We start from the raw sequence: 14,105 nt of genomic DNA, 5'->3' as shown, positions 1-14,105 counted from the left end.
GATCGATTATGTATATGCTCAATAACGGCGGTGCGATGGCGATGTCCACCGTGCCCGATATCTGCAAGACGCCCGTTCCGCCAGCCGGGCCCGTGCCGTTGCCTTATCCCAACACTGCCGATACCAGCGCTGCGGACCCGGGTGGATTGGTGATGGAAGTGCTGGTGGACGGCATGCCAGCGATGAATATGTCCAGCAAGGTGTTGATGACCAGTGGCGATGAGGCGGGCGTGGCCGGTGGCGTCACCAGCGGCAAGGTCAAGGGTGAAATGATCTTCATCGATGGCAGCGCCAAAGTGATGGTCGCAGGTAAGCCCGCCGTGCGTGTCACCTGCCAGACCATGCACAACGCCAATAACACCATGGGTACGGTTTCGCAGCCAAGCCAGACCGCTGTCCTGGTGATGGAGTGAGCATGCCCTCCATTAAGTTTTCCATGGGCGGACTCGTCCTGTGCATCCTGCTCGCCGCCTGCAGCAGCCAGGAACTCACCCCCGAGCAAAAGGCCCTCACCGCGCTCAAATGGGACTACACCGAAAACGCCATCGAGCTGAGCTTCACCGCCGATAACGACCTCAATCAGTACGACGGCCAGGCGCATAACCTGTTGGTGGTGATCACGCAGTTCGATCAGATCAGTGCGTTTTCCGCCTACACCGGCAGCTCCCAGCAACTGAGCAGCCTGCTGCTGATGAACAACGCGCCGCCCGGGATGATCGGGCTTACGCGGCTGTTTATCGAGCCGGGTCAGACCCGGCAGTTGAGCCTGCCGCGACTTGAGGGCGCGAAGATGGTCGGCGTCGCCGTCGGCTATGCGCACTTGGACCCGGCGCGCAGCGTCAAGCTCTACCAGATCGGCGTCGATGTGACGTCGACGGGGTTCTTCAGCAAGACCTGGACCGCCACACCGCGCCCCATCGCCATTGACCTGCTCGTCGGGCCCGATGCGCTGTTGCGCGGCAAGGAAAGTCGCCTGGCGTTGCCCAAGCCGGTGCAGCCCCGAGAGGGCGAGGTGCGCCTGCCCGGCGCACAGGACTGACCTGCTTGTCGTGAGCGTTGCAACGGCCACGCTTTTTCAATTTTTTGCCTGAAACCGAGCCCTATGAATATCGATCAGTTGTTGTATTGGCACCAGGGCTTGTTCCTCCAGCCTCAGCATTTCCAACAGAACGATGCCCGTATCGAGCATCGTCTTGCCCGTACCACGGGGTTGAACCATCCATACCCGTGGGGCCTGATCTCGCTGAAGATCAACGAACCCGCGCTGGTTGCCAAACAATGCCTGCTCGATCAATTGTCAGTGCGCTTCGCCGAAGGCACGTTGGCCGAATATCCGGGTAATGCGGTGCTCGAGTCGCGCAGCCTGGACCTGAGCGAATTCAGTGGCGGCCGCACGCTGTTTGTGGGGTTGCGCCGCTTGCTGCCAGGCGAAGTCAACGCGCAAGTGTTCGAGACCCTCTCGGCCGGTTCTCGGGCGGAAGCGCGGTTTATCGTGGCGGCTGACCCGGAAGTGATCGGTGACCGTCTCGGCAATTCCCCGGAAGCGCGGGTGCGCCCGATGTCCTATGTGTTGCGGCTGTTCTGGGAGGATGAGCTGGAGCATTTGAGCGCCTACGAGCTGCTGCCGATTGCCCGCCTTGAACTGGACGGTGATCGCGTCCGGCCGGCCCAGCGCTACGTGCCGCCGTCGATCAATCTGGCGGCATCGCCGATGCTCCTGCAAACCTTGCGTGAAGTCCGTGACGAACTGGTCGGCCGGGCGCGGCAGTTGTCGGTGTACAAGCAGCCGGGAGAGTCGCGGCGCGGCGATCTCGACGCTGCGCAGGTCAACCATCTGATGGCCCTGGCGGTATTGAATCGCTATGGCCCGTTGCTGACGCATTTGCTCGAAACACCGCAGGTTTCGCCATGGGAGCTTTACGGCACCCTGCGCCAACTTGTCGGTGAGTTGAGTCTGTTTTCCGATGTCTGCGACATGCTCGGCGAAACCCCGGATGGGCGTCTGTTGGTGCCGCCGTACAAACACGAGGAGGCGGGGGCCGCGACGATTGCACTGGTGGCCCTGATCGGCCAGCAGCTCAATGAAATCAGCATCGGCTCAGAGTTGCTGGTGCACCTGCAACTGCAGGAAGGTTTTTATCAGGCCCCATTACCGGACGCGTTTTTCGGCCCACGGCATCGTTACTTTCTGGTGGCGCGCAGTGTGGTTGATCCGGTGTGGCTGGCCGAGTGCCTGCCGATGGACGGCAAGCTCGGAGCGCTGAGTGTCATGCAAGGCCTGGTCAACCGCGCATTGCCCGGCGTCGAGTTGATCTACCTGCAGGTTCCGCCCCAGGGGCTGCCACGGGTGGCCGGCGCGTTGTACTTCCGCCTGGAAACGCTGAGCGATGGTTGGGACACGCTACAGCAGGAGCGCCAGGCGGCGTTTTTCCTGCCCCAGCCGCCGGCTGACCTGAGTATCGACCTGGTGGTGGTGCGCACATGATCAATCCCCGCCTGGCTGACTGCTGGATGTCGAGTTTCGAGGCTGCCAAGCGCGGCTTCATTGATCCGGCACAGTCCTATGAGACGCTTGCGCCGGCGCTCATCGTGCTGCTCGATGGCGCGGCCAATCGGGCCCGCGAGCTGCATTTTGCCGAAGCCGAAGTGCGTGAGGCGTTGTTCGCGGTGGTCGCCTGGATCGATGAGGCGGCCATGTCTGGCGAATGGCCCGGGGCGGCAGAATGGCGGCGGGCGCCGTTGCAACGTCACTACTTTTCCACCAGTCGTGCCGGTGTCGAGTTCTTCCAGCGCTTGGAGGCGTTGCCCGAGGCGGCGGTCGGTGCCCGCGAGGTCTTCGGCCTGGCCTTGCTCGGCGGCTTCCAGGGGCGCTACGCGACCCGTCCGGGTGGCGAACTGATGCAATACCGCCGGCTCTGCCTGGAACGGATCATTCTCGATCGGCAGATGGTGCCGCTGGATGCCACCAGCCATCTGTTTGAACAACCCGAGGCGCAGTTACCAACACGCCTGCGTGTGGTGCGCCGGGGCTTGCCCGGCATTTCGTTGCTGCTGCTGATCGGGGTGCCCTTGATTCTGTTGACCGTGCTTTACATCAGTTTCGATCTCTCGCTGGGTCGACAAGTCAGCCAATTGCTGGAGATGCGCTGATGTTGAAGAAAGCAGGGGTGTTGTTGCTCTGGGCGGTGCTGCTGGTATGCATTGTGCTGTTGCTCTGGGGCCTGGCGCTCTACCAAAACTGGCCATTGTGGTACGTGCCGGTGATTTTCATCGTTGCGCTATTGCTGGTTTTTTGCCTGCGTGGGATCGGGCGGCGCTGGTATGCCTGGCGCTTGCGTCGGCGGATGAACAGCGAATTGCCCCAGAGTCGTCGCGATGAGGCGCCGGCGCTTGATCAGGACTGGAACAGCGGTGTGCAGATGTTGCGCCAGTCGCGCCTGAGTCGATTGGGTTCACCGCTGTATGTGCTGCCCTGGTTCTTGACGCTGGGCGAGAGTGACAGCGGCACCCGGCGTTTGCTGGGCAACAGCGGGCTGACCTCGGCCTTGCGTTCGACCCACGGTGGAAAGCCGGCGGCCTCGACTGGGGCCTTGGATTGGTGGTTCCTTGAGCGTGGCGTGATCATTGATCCCGCCGGGCGCATGGCCGAGGGCAACAGCGACGCGGGCCCGGAATGGCGACGGTTGCTGTACTGGCTGCTGCGTTCACGGCGCCGCGAACCCCTCAACGGTGTGCTGCTGGTGATCGACTGCCAGCGCTTGTTGAGCGATTCCGATGCGCGCCTGGCCGAGCAGGGACACAATCTGCGCCGCCGCCTGGATGACCTGGTGAAGGTCTTTGGTGCCCGTTTGCCGGTGTATTTCATTATTACCGGTGCCGAGGCCTTGCCGGGCTTCACCCCATGGGCGTCCGCTCTCACACCGCCCCAGCGTGAGCAGCCATTCGGCCTGCTCAGCCTGCAGCGCACGGGGGCGGCGCAGGTGTTTCTCGAAGAGATGTTCAGTGGGATTGGCCAGCGGCTGTTCGACCTGCGTATCGAATTGGGCGTGCGTGGCCTGCCTGATGAAGAGGCGTTCAGCCTGCCGGAGCGCATCGTTGATCTACGCTCGCGTCTCCAGCATCTGCTGTTACCCGCGTTTGACGCCAACCCCTACAGCGAGTTGCCGCTGCTCTGCGGGCTGTTCCTCACGGCCAACGGGCAAGAGGCTGACGGCACAAGCGAAGGCTGGTTCAGTCATGAGTTGCTGGGACAGCTGTTGCCGGCGCAACGCCATGCTTATCAGCCCATCGATAGTTGGCATCGCTGGCGCAGGCTGTTGGCGCATGCCGCAGTGCTTGGCTGGCTGGGACTGTGTGTCGGCTTTGGCGCCTTGCTGGTGTATGCCGACCACCACACTCAGGCAGTGCTTACCGAAGCGATGGACGAGCCGCCAGCGGCCGAGGACTTCGACGGCGGGCTGGAGACCGACCTGGATGCGCTGCGTCGCTTCCGCCAAGCGTTGATCAGCCTGTCTGACCAGCAGCAGGGCGGCTGGCATGGTTTGCTGCCGTTCTCACGGCATATCGAACAGGTCCAGGAGCACTACCGCTCTGACTACGTCAGGTTGTTCGACCACGAAATACGCACGCCAGTATTCGATGGTGTCATCTCGCAAAACCTGCGCAGCGCGTTGAACAGCGGCGATCCACGTCTGATTGCCGCGTATGCCGAATTCCTTGTGCGACGGATCAACCTGCTCGATGCCCGTCTGAACAATCAGTCGATGGATAACCTGCCGCTGCCGGGTTCCGAGGTGGGTTTCCTGAACTTGACCTACGGTTCCAAGCAAGCGACCAGCGCCGGGCAGTTGGTCACCCTGGGGAGCAGCTATCGCTCCTATCTGGAGTGGCAGACCGATATGGCGCAGATGCAGAGCCAGCGAACGGCCTTGCTGGGTCAGCTCGAAAGCATGGGGCTTGAGGGACGCCCCCTGACGTGGCTGAAAGCCTGGGCCGAACTGCAGGACAATCTGCCGCCGATCCGGCTGGCTGAATACTGGAGCGATAGCGATAACCCGGGGCTGAGTCTTTCCGGTGCTTATACGTCGCAAGGGCATACTGCGATTTTTGCTTTTATGGATGAACTCGGCCTCGCCAGCCGTGACAGCGCGCTGTGGGAGACACAGCGGGTAAAATTCCTCGATCAGTACCGAAGCGATACCCAGGATGCCTGGTATCGGTTTCTCCAGGGCAGCCTGCTCAGTGCGCAGACGCGCTTGAAAAATCGCGGTGATTGGCAACTGGCCCTGAGTGTCGTCGGTACGCCCAACGATCCGTTCCTGAAGCTGCTGCATCGCAGTGCCGAACGGTTCGCTCTGATCCCCGTCGAGCAACGCGCACCTTGGGCGAACCGGGCGGTGTCGCTCGATCGCTTGCTTGAACTGGCCCGTAACAACGATCTGCATGCCGAAGCGGGGGCGTTGGGCAGCCTGAAAATCACCAATGCGCTGGGGGGCGATGTGCTCAAGGGCGTGGCCAGTGGCGGTTCGATCGAGAGTGGCGTCAACGGCTTGCGCGACGAATTGACCCAAGCCCGCGCGTTGGCCAGGTTTCAGCAGTTGATGAAAGGTGTGGTGGCCGATCTGCAGAAAAGCGATGCGCAAGCGTTCCAGGTTGCCGTGGATACTTGGGGCTTCGGTGCCGATCCCTCGGTGAAGTCTGCGCCGCTGTGGGAAGCCGATAGCGTGCGCAGCGCCTTGATCCAGGCGCTGAAGGGGCCGGATCCGCGTGAAGATGTGGTCTGGTCGTTGGCGACCGGCCAGTTGGATTTCGCCTCGCATTACGCTTCCGAAGTGGCGGCCTGCCGCCTGCAAAGTGACTGGAGCGGGCAGTTGCTCAGTTCGATCCAGGGCGTGCAGGACCCGGTCATGCTTAACGAGCTGCTGTACGGCGAACGCGGTCAACTGCCGGCCTTTATGAGCGGGGCGGTGAAAACCTTCGTGCAACGCGATGTGCAGCGCTACAGCGGACGGGAAGCGCTGGGTGTGCAAATTCCGTTGACCGGTGCGTTCTACGCTTATGTCAGTCGTATGCAGCATGCGCGCAACGATCTGCTCGGTGCCGAGCGACAGAGTCAGGCCCAGCAGGCCACGGAGCAGCAAAGCCGGCAGGCACTCGAAGCCGAGCAGAAAGGCCTGGTGGCGCAACGGGCAGAGCTCAAGCAAAGTATTGCCACACTGCAGGCCACGGCGGCCGTGGTGGAATTGTCCGCCGCGCCGTCACAGGTCAACCTCGGCGCTCGCTCGCTGCCCCAGCAGACGCGCCTGACGCTGCAATGCAGTGGCCGTTCGACAGTGCTGGATAACTTCAACTTTCCCACCAGCGCCAGCTTCGTCTGGGCCCCCGGGGCCTGTGCCGATGTTGCCCTGGAGATCAGCTTCGCCAACTTCAAGCTGACCCGGCACTGGACCGGGGACCGTGCGTTCGTGGACTTCCTGCGGCTGTTCAACGGTGGGCAACACACCTTCAGCGCTGATGATTTTCCGGGCCAGCGTAACTTGATGGGCAGTGAGAATCTTATCGGCATTCAACTGACCTACCGCCAGGAAGGCGAACAGGTATTGATGGACAAGTATAGCCAGGCCGACCAATTGCAGCGCCAGGCCACCATCCTCGATGCACAGTTGAATGGCATCGCCGAACAGTTGACGGCGATGGATGCCCAGGCGGCCGCGACGAATGTGCGTCTGGCCGCGCTCGGTTCGCCCACCGAGCAGGGGGTCGCGAGTATTCAACCGCCGACCCAGATCGCCTGGTGCTGGACGCCCAGGCCCGTGGCAACGGGGCTGTCGGCAGGTGAAGGGATTCGCTTGGATCTTGGCACCTATGGCAACGAGACGCGCGTGAAGAACCTTGAGGCGCAACTGCTCACCTTGGGTTTGTCCAGCCGGCGCGAAGCCGCACAGACGATAACCGGCGACAAGGCCACGCGGTTGCTGGTGGTGGCGCTGCGTGACGACGCGGCGGCACAACGGGCGATTCGCGACATTTTGCGCAAAATGGGCGTGAGCGCCACACTCGACAGTGCAGCCGCCAGTAAGGTCGACCTGTGATGAAGAGCTGGCGTGCTTCATTGGCGCTGCGCATTACCTGTGTGCTGGCGCTGGTTCTCGCGTTGAGTTGGTGCGTGGCCGCCGGGCTTAGCGCGTGGCGCACGTATGAACAACTGCAAGGCAAGGCGCTGGACGATCTCAGCCAGCGCCTGGCCTTGCTCTCCAGTGTGGACAATGACGATTTTCGCGACGCGGAGGAGGGCGCCAGACGACTGATGACGCGCTGGAACAGCGGCGCGGCAAACGAGTTTGGCGGCAATATTTTCCAGCGCAGCACCCTGCATTGGGTGCTCAATCCGCCCGGGCCGGGCGTTGCGGACAACGCCGCGGCCACCGATCGGTTGGCCCGCGCCGCTTCCGCTGCCGAAGCATTCGGTACGGCCGGCCAGGCGATGACGGTCGATACGTTTTTCTATTTTCCCGACGCTGGGGCGGCTTTTTCCACGCAAGTCGATATTCCGTCGGGTTTCGCCCAGGCCCGAGCAACGCATTTGCGCGCGCTGTTCGACGGACTATCGGCAGATGGGCCTCAGGTTGTCTGGGACGGGCCCTATTACGAGCCGTCGCTGGGCCGCCAGTTGATCAGCGTTGCGGTGGTCGCCCGGGATGTATCGGGCAAACCCTTGTTCATGACCGGCTATGAATTGAAGCTCGATGAGCGGTTGGCCCGTATCGGGCAGTTGCTCAATGGCTATCCCACCCTGTTGCTGGATGCACAAGGTCAGCGTATTGCCGATCTTTCCGGCAATACGCTGGAGGCGGTTTCCCGCGACAGGCTTAAGCAACTGATCGCGGATTTGCCGGCCGCCGCCGGCTTCCCACAGATCGGTCGCTTCGACGCCGACACGCCGATGATCGTCGCTCACCTGCAGCAACCGGATTGGTATCTGTTGACGGTTTATCCGCAAGCGCAACTGCGCGCCGGCGCGTTGGGCCTGATTCTAGCCGAGGTACCTTTTGCGATTGTCGGCTTCATCCTCTTGGCCCTTGGTTTACTCTGGGTGTTGCATCGCCAGTTGGCGCAGCCGCTGGCCCGGTTTGCGCGGGAAATCGAAGAAACCGCTCGCGGCGACGACCTGTCGCGTCGTTTGCCAGAGGCGCGCGCCGATGAGCTGGGACGCTTCGCCAGGGCCTACAACCGCTTGCTCGATGCGTTGCAGGCCGAGCAGGCCGGGCTGGAGCACCTGGTGGAGGTGCGCACTCAGGAACTGCAGGGCGCCCGGGACATGGCCAACCAGGCCAACCAACTCAAGGGGCAGTTCCTGGCCAACATGAGTCACGAAATCCGTACCCCGATGAACGCCGTCATCGGCATGAATCACTTGCTGGCGGATACGCCGCTCACGGCTCAGCAGCAACATTTTGTCACGGCCATCCGTGAGAACTCCGAAGCCCTGCTGGCGCTGATCAGCGACATCCTGGACTTCTCCAAAATCGAGTCGGGTAACCTGAATATCGAGCAGGTCGAGTTCGATCTGACCGAAGTGCTGGAAGACGTCACCGAACTGTTGGCACCGCGCGCGGCGGAAAAAGGCCTGCGCATGATCTGTCATATTGCCACCAATGTACCGGGGCAAGTGATCGGTGATCCGTGGCGACTGCGGCAGATTCTGCTCAATCTCCTGAGTAACGCTGTCAAGTTCACCGCCAGCGGCTCGATTCGCCTGCTGGTCTGGCGGGGGGAGGGCGACCAGCTTGGATTTCAGGTGATCGATACCGGCATCGGCATCGCGCCGTCCGCACAGCGTTCGGTGTTTGAGGCGTTTTTGCAGGCCGATGCCTCCACCACCCGAAACTACGGCGGTACCGGGTTGGGCTTGTCCATCAGCCAGCGCCTGGCCGGGATGATGGGCGGCGGTATCGAGTTGCACAGCCAACCGGATGTGGGTTCGACCTTCGCGCTGACCTTGCCCTTGCCACAATGCCCGGCGCGTGCGGCCGACGCCCCTAGGTTGTGGGGGCTGCGGACCCTGGTGGTGGATGAACACGCCGATGAGCGTGGGGCATTGATGGAGATGCTCGGCCAGTGGCAGATGCTGTGCCAGGGGGCAGCGTCCGCCGAGGAAGCATTGAGCCTGATGCACGAGCAGGCGCAGTTGGGTGTCAGGTTCGACTTGGTATTGGTCAATTGGCGCCTGCCGATGGTCGATGGCGTCGAGTTCGCCGACCTGTGCCGTGCAGCCCCGGCGTTGGCAACCGCGCGCATCGTGCTGATGGCCTCGCAGGTGGAGTCACTGCCGTCTGCCGATGAACTGCGCGCCCATGGCCTGGCCGCGTGCGTTGTCAGACCGCTGCGTCGTCAGCATTTCTATCGGACCTTGTGCGAGGTGCAGAGCGGCGCAACGCCGACGCTCTGCGAAACCGCATCGCCGTTGCGCAGTCTGGAGCGGCATGACTTCGGCCTGGATGTCCTGGTGGTCGATGACATCGCCACCAATCGCGAGATTACTCAGTTGTTCCTGGAGCGTTTCGGCCATCGCGTCGTTCATGCCCGCGACGGTGTCGAGGCACTGGAAATACTCGGTCGGAAGATTTTCGATGCGGTCTTGATGGACGGGCAAATGCCGCGAATGGATGGCATGGAGGCTGTTCGTCAATTGCGTTCGGGGCAGTGCTCAGTGCTGGATGAGGAGGTTTACGTGATTGCCTTGACCGCCAACGCCATGAGCGGTGACCGCGAGCGTTTCATCGAAGCCGGCGCCAACGACTATCTCGCCAAGCCCGTGTTACCGATGCAGCTGTTCGATGCGATCACGCAAGTGATTGTGCGGCAGCAGGCACGGGGGATGGAGTTGCGCAGCGCAGAGCCCTCGGCACCGAGCCTGGCGAAGCCCGTGCCGACGCTGATGCCACTCCAGGAGCAGGACCCACTCCGGGCCCCGCGTCTGCAGCGTTTATTCATGGCGGACTGCCAGGCCTTGCTGGTGCGGCTCAAGGAGGCGGTCGCGCAGGTCGATCACGCCGAGGCCGCGCGTATCGCCCATAGCCTCAAGGGGAGCGCCGGGCAATTCGGTGAAGCGGCGCTGGAGGCGTCGGCGGCGTTGATGGAACAGGCCGCCGCTGACGCGGATATCGCCACGATGGTCGCTGCGCTGTTGCAACTGGACATGCAGGGTCTGACCCTGGCTGCGCGTCAGCCCGGCCCCTCTGAAAAAACTGGAAAGCCTGACGATGTCTGAGTGCCGTTTACTGCTGGTGGATGATCACGCAATGATTCGTGAAGGGTTGTGTGCGCTGCTGGCCGATGTGCCTGAGCTGAGCGTGGCGGGCGAGGCCGAAGATGGTCAGCAAGCCGTTGCCATGTGCCGCGCCTTGCAACCCGACCTGGTGTTGATGGACCTGAATATGCCGTTGCTCGATGGCGTCTCGGCCCTGACCCTGATCGCCAGGCGCTGGCCGGCCATCCTGATCATCGCCCTGACTTCGACGGTCTCCGAACATAACGCCGCGCTGGCGCTGGAGGCCGGCGCGGTCGGCTATGTGCTCAAGCGCAGCCGGCGCGAAGACCTGCTCCGGGCCATCGCCCAGGTGCGCGCAGGGAAAATCTATATCGATTCCGGTCTCGATGCCGCTCAAGTCATGGCGCTACGCGGCGCCGGGCACGCGGCCAGCGGTGTCAGCCTGACCGGACGAGAACGCCAGGTCTTGAAGCTGGTCGCCGAAGGCGCGCGTAATCGAGACGTTGCCGAGATCTTGTGTATAGGCCTCAAAACCGTAGAGACCCATCGGCTCAACCTGATGAAAAAACTGGACGCACACAACGCTGCCGATATGACCCAATGGGCCTATCGGCTTGGCCTGCTTGGCGAGGATCAATAACCCGTGTTGGGCAACGGCGGCTGGCTTTTTTGATTGGCGCGGGGACACCGGCGTAAGTCAGCCCGCGCGCTGAACAACATCATGACGAAGCATCAATTTTGAACAATTTGTAGACGACGACAAAAAACACCGGCACGAAGAAAATCGCAAGCAATGTCCCAGAGAGCATGCCGCCAATCACCGCCGTTCCGAGTGCGTGCTGTGCCCCGGCGCCGGCGCCACTGCCGAGGACCATGGGCAGTACGCCCAGAATGAAGGCAAGCGACGTCATCAGAATGGGGCGTAAACGCATCCTGACCGCTTCAAGCGCTGCCTCAATGAGCCCCTTGCCTTGCTCGTGAATCTCCTTGGCGAACTCGACGATGAGAATGGCGTTTTTCGACGCTAGCCCGATGGTGGTCAGTAAGCCGACCTGGAAATACACGTCGTTCATCTTCCACGTCAGGATGGCACCGACCAGTGCGCCGAGTACGCCTAAGGGGACAACCAGAATCACCGACATCGGTATCGCCCAACTCTCGTACAACGCTGCCAGACACAGGAACACAATCAGGATCGACAAGCCGTAGAGCAGCCCGGTGCGGCCCGTTGAGGCTTTTTCCTGGAGCGACAAACCTGTCCACTCGTAGCCAAAGCCTGCTGGCAGTTGGGCCATGGCGTCTTCGACAATCGCCAGCGCCTCGCCGCTTGACGCTTTCCCCGGCATCGCCATGCCAAGTATCTCCACTGACGGCGAACCGTTGTAGCGCTCAAGCTTGGGCGATCCCGACGCCCAGTGCGCGGTGGCAAACGCGGTGAACGGCACCATGGTTCCTGCGCTGTTGCGGACATACCAGCGACCGATGTCCTTAGGCAACATACGGAACTGAGCATCCCCCTGGAGCATGACTTTTTTGACCCGACCCTGATCAAGAAAGTCGTTTACGTAAGTGCTCCCCCAAGCTGTTGAAAAGGTATCGTTGATATCGGACATCGAAAGCCCTAGCGTGCCTGCTTTGTGGTGATCGATATCCAGACGAAACTCTGGCGCGTCCTCTTGCCCGTTGGCCCGAACGGCGACCAATCGCGGGTCTTTGCTGAGAATGCCCAGCAGTTGGTTACGGGCTTTCATCAAGGCTTCATGGCCAAGGTTTGCGCGATCCTGAAGCATGAGGTCAAAACCCGTTGCGTTGCCCAGTTCCGATACCGCGGGTGGGGCGAACGGGATAATCTGCGCATCCCTGACCTTGGCGAAATAAGCCCATGCCCTGGCCGTCACGCTGTTGACGCTAAGGGATTCGTCACGGCGCTCGTCCCATGGCCGCAGCTTGATGAATGCCAGGCCAGTGTTTTGGCCATTGCCTGCGAAACTGAATCCGGAGACGGTGAAAATGCCCGCAACCGCCTCTTTCTCATCCACGAGAAAATGCTGCTCGACTTGTTTGAGCGCGTCATTGGTGCGGGCTGCAGTCGCGCCGGGTGGAAGCTGTATCAGCGCAAAGAGCGTGCCTTGATCCTCGTCGGGCAGAAAACCCACCGGGATTTTGAGGAAGGCGCCGACAACCAAGATCAGGAGCGCGGCGTAGATGAGCATATAGCGTTTGGGCCTGCTCAACATATGGTTCACGCCACCCTGATAATGGCGGCTGCCACGTTCGAAGGTCCGGTTGAACCAGCCGAAGAAACCGCGCTGGGTCAGCTCATGTCCACGATCGATCGGTTTGAGCAGCGTGGCACAGAGTGCGGGCGTCAGAATCATTGCGACGAGAATGGACAACACCATCGCCGACACGATCGTGATGGAGAACTGGCGGTAAATGACCCCCGTCGAGCCGCCGAAGAACGCCATAGGGATGAACACCGCGGCCAGCACCAGTGCGACGCCGACCAGCGCCCCGGTGATCTGCCCCATGGATTTGCGAGTTGCCTCCTTGGGCGACAGGCCTTCTTCGCTCATGACCCGCTCGACGTTCTCCACCACCACGATGGCGTCGTCGACCAACAGCCCGATCGCCAACACCATCGCAAACATCGTCAGGGTGTTGATGCTGAAGCCGAATACCGCAAGTACGCCGAACGTGCCGAGCAACACCACCGGAACGGCAATCGTGGGAATGAGGGTTGCGCGAAAATTTTGCAAAAACAGGTACATCACCAGAAATACCAGCACGATCGCTTCGACCAACGTGCGCACGACTTCTTCTATGGAAATGCGCACGAAAGGGGTCGTGTCATACGGTTTCTGTACCTGAACACCCTGCGGGAAAAAGGGTTTGAACTCCTCAATCCGCGCATCGATGGCCTTGACCGTATCGAGTGCGTTGGCTCCCGGAGCGAGTTTGATGGCCAGACCGGCAGCCGGTTTGCCATTGAACCGACTGGCGTTACTGTAGCTTTCGCTGCCCAGTTCGACCCGGGCGACGTCGCGCAAACGCACCTGGGCGCCGTCGGTCTGCGTGCGCAGTAAGATGTCCTCAAACTCGGCGGCACTGCGAAGTTGAGTCTGAGAGGTAATGGTCGCATTGAGTTGCTGGTTGCCGGACGCCGGCAGCGCGCCGAGTTGCCCGGATGACACTTGCACGTTCTGCGCTTGGATCGCGTCCTTTACATCCAGCGGCGTCAGGCTGAAGTTTTCCAGCTTGTCGGGATCGAGCCATATCCGCATGGCATATTGCGCACCGAATAACGTGGTATCGCCAACCCCATCGACCCTTCCGATCGCGTCCTGGATGTTGGCCGAGACATAGTTCGATAGATCGGCACCATTCATTCGGCCATCTTCGGAGGTGAAGGCCAGGATATTCAGAAAGTTGGTGGACGATTTGACGACCTGCACGCCCTGTTGCTGAACCTGCGAGGGAAGTAGGGGAGTCGCCAGTGCGAGCTTGTTCTGCACCTGTACCTGCGCAGTGTCAGGATCCGTGCCGTTTTCAAAGGTCAGCGTAATCGTGACGGAGCCATTGGATTCGCTCGTTGACGCGATGTAGCTCAGGCGATCCAGGCCCTTCATTTTCTGCTCGATGACTTGAGTGACCGTATCCTCCAGGATTTTTGCCGACGCACCTGGGTAGGTCGCGGTAATGGCGATGGCGGGCGGTGCAATAGTCGGGTATTGCGCAATGGGCAGCGTCAGGATGGACAACACACCGACAAGCATGACGATGATGGCCAGCACCCAGGCAAAAATCGGGCGATCAATAAAAAAACGTGCCATGG

Annotated in this window: 8 protein-coding genes; 7 read left to right on the top strand and 1 reads right to left on the bottom strand. The window is 61.4% G+C overall.

Features of this window, described 5'->3' with window-relative positions:
• Positions 1-8: 8 nt before the first annotated feature.
• From ACS5Q8_RS14350 to ACS5Q8_RS14320, 7 genes are all read left to right on the top strand, one after another.
• Complete coding sequence (locus tag ACS5Q8_RS14350) at positions 9-413, top strand: DUF4150 domain-containing protein (RefSeq protein WP_426099787.1); 405 nt, start codon at positions 9-11, stop codon at positions 411-413.
• Positions 414-415: 2 nt separating this feature from the next.
• Positions 416-1,039 (top strand): type VI secretion system lipoprotein TssJ, encoded by a 624-nt coding sequence (gene tssJ, locus ACS5Q8_RS14345; protein WP_443694217.1) that lies wholly within the window; start codon positions 416-418, stop codon positions 1,037-1,039.
• 63 nt (positions 1,040-1,102) lie between these two features.
• A complete protein-coding gene (gene tssK / locus ACS5Q8_RS14340) occupies positions 1,103-2,485 on the top strand; it encodes a type VI secretion system baseplate subunit TssK (RefSeq protein ID WP_465159057.1) in 1,383 nt (460 codons plus the stop codon).
• Positions 2,482-3,150: a DotU family type IV/VI secretion system protein gene (locus tag ACS5Q8_RS14335; RefSeq protein ID WP_276192989.1), complete on the top strand. Its 669-nt coding sequence runs from the start codon at positions 2,482-2,484 to the stop codon at positions 3,148-3,150. The genes tssK and ACS5Q8_RS14335 overlap by 4 nt, the downstream gene beginning before the upstream one ends.
• Positions 3,150-7,091 carry a type VI secretion protein IcmF/TssM N-terminal domain-containing protein gene (locus ACS5Q8_RS14330; RefSeq protein WP_426099784.1) on the top strand — a complete coding sequence of 1,314 codons (3,942 nt, stop codon included), beginning with the start codon at positions 3,150-3,152 and terminating at the stop codon, positions 7,089-7,091. The genes ACS5Q8_RS14335 and ACS5Q8_RS14330 overlap by 1 nt, the downstream gene beginning before the upstream one ends.
• Positions 7,091-10,270: a response regulator gene (locus tag ACS5Q8_RS14325; protein WP_465160344.1), complete on the top strand. Its 3,180-nt coding sequence runs from the start codon at positions 7,091-7,093 to the stop codon at positions 10,268-10,270. The genes ACS5Q8_RS14330 and ACS5Q8_RS14325 overlap by 1 nt, the downstream gene beginning before the upstream one ends.
• Positions 10,263-10,910, top strand: coding sequence for a response regulator (locus ACS5Q8_RS14320; protein WP_465160343.1), 648 nt, complete (start codon positions 10,263-10,265; stop codon positions 10,908-10,910). The genes ACS5Q8_RS14325 and ACS5Q8_RS14320 overlap by 8 nt, the downstream gene beginning before the upstream one ends.
• 79 nt (positions 10,911-10,989) lie before the next feature.
• Here the strand turns inward: ACS5Q8_RS14320 and ACS5Q8_RS14315 are convergent, their stop codons facing one another.
• The gene (locus tag ACS5Q8_RS14315) at positions 10,990-14,103 is read right to left on the bottom strand and encodes an efflux RND transporter permease subunit (RefSeq protein ID WP_276192984.1); all 3,114 of its coding nucleotides are present in this window, start codon (positions 14,101-14,103) and stop codon (positions 10,990-10,992) included.
• Between the last annotated feature and the right edge of the window lie 2 nt (positions 14,104-14,105).

The organism is Pseudomonas sp. PAMC25584, from assembly GCF_058135675.1.
The sequence above is the reverse complement of the archived record's forward strand: the minus strand, read 5'-3'. Positions and strand labels throughout refer to the sequence as shown.